Here is a 764-nt window from a genome sequence, read left to right as displayed (position 1 = left end):
TTACCGCTGGGGGGTGTCGCCGAGCTTGTCGACGTAGCCGGTGCTCTGGAAGGTCTGCTGGAGCAGCGGCACGCCTTCCTCGATCACGCTCAGCTCCAGCCCGGCGCCGGTCTTGTCATCGAAGATCAACCGATAGGTGATCCTGTCCGCCCTGCCCGCGTCATCCGGCCCGGTCGTCTCCAGCGCCACACCCGTACGACCCAGCGCGTCCTTGACACCCGCCTGGGACTTCAACCCCGAAGCCGAATCAGCCAGCACCTCAAACAGCGCCGACCGCGTACCCGGAGTGATCGGCGCCGTCAGCAGATCAGCACCCGTCGCCCACAGATAGCCCGCGAAGGACACCCCCCTCTCCTTGCTCTGACTCCGCGGATACAGCCCCTTCAGCTTGGCCTCCAGCTCCGCCTTACCGGTAGGCAGCTTGGCCACGTTCGACCAGGTGAAACCCGGATTGTCGATCGACACGATCGACTGCGGAGTCCCCTCAGCGGAACGCGCCTTGGTATCCCCCGCCAGATCCGGCGACCCGGCCCGCTTCCACTCGGCCTCATCCTCCGAACCCTTGAACACGACCTTCACATCCTGATTGCTCACCCGACGGCCCCCCTTACCCGTCAGCGAACGCCAGGTGTCAGTCGTATCCGAACGCCACGCCGTGTACGGCAACCGCACAAGATCCTGCTTGCGCTTCACCCTCTTCGTCGGATCCGCCCGCATCAGCTGAGCCGTCCGCACCCGCGAGAACCAGAACCGGCCCGAATCCG

1 protein-coding gene is annotated in these 764 nt (G+C 65.4%); it reads right to left on the bottom strand.

Annotated elements, in window-relative coordinates; all coding sequences use genetic code 11:
- A partial coding sequence (locus tag DQW85_RS22005; RefSeq protein ID WP_205315304.1) for a hypothetical protein occupies positions 1 to 764 on the bottom strand: 764 nt, incomplete at its 5' end.

It is taken from the genome of Nonomuraea lactucae, assembly GCF_003313395.1.
Classification (GTDB): Bacteria; Actinomycetota; Actinomycetes; order Streptosporangiales; family Streptosporangiaceae; genus Nonomuraea; species Nonomuraea lactucae.
The sequence above is the reverse complement of the archived record's forward strand: the minus strand, read 5'-3'. Positions and strand labels throughout refer to the sequence as shown.